Origin of the sequence: Bradyrhizobium campsiandrae (assembly GCF_014529705.1) — a bacterium.
GTDB classification, from domain to species: Bacteria; Pseudomonadota; Alphaproteobacteria; order Rhizobiales; family Xanthobacteraceae; genus Bradyrhizobium; species Bradyrhizobium campsiandrae.
The window spans coordinates 1-242 of sequence record NZ_JAANIH010000418.1 but is presented as its reverse complement, the minus strand read 5'-3'; the positions used below and the strand labels follow the sequence as shown (position 1 = coordinate 242).

2 pseudogenes are annotated in these 242 nt (G+C 69.8%); one reads left to right on the top strand and one right to left on the bottom strand.

The features are described from left to right. Positions 1-23: 23 nt before the first annotated feature. A pseudogene (locus G8O24_RS46310) lies at positions 24-68 on the top strand (hypothetical protein); the annotation flags it as partial. Positions 69-173: 105 nt separating this feature from the next. On the opposite strand, the pseudogene G8O24_RS46305 reads toward G8O24_RS46310, so the two are convergent. Beyond that, a pseudogene (locus tag G8O24_RS46305) lies at positions 174-230 on the bottom strand (hypothetical protein); the annotation flags it as partial. Positions 231-242 lie beyond the last annotated feature (12 nt).

Below are 242 nucleotides of genomic sequence, written 5' to 3'. Positions count from 1 at the left end.
TCAATGCCGCGACGGCTCTCGACGTGGCGCCGCACCAGATTGCCAGGCATTGCGACACGGTCTCCCTGTGTCTGTCGAAAGGCCTGAGCGCGCCGGCCGGTGCGGTGCTGGCCGGGCCGCGCGCCGTCGAGATGCACGGGGACGCCGCGGACCGACGCCATGGTGTGCACGGCCTGCATGTGCTCCAGCGGCAAGACGGCGCCGCTCGCATTGTTGTGCGAGGTCTCCATCGCGACAAGACC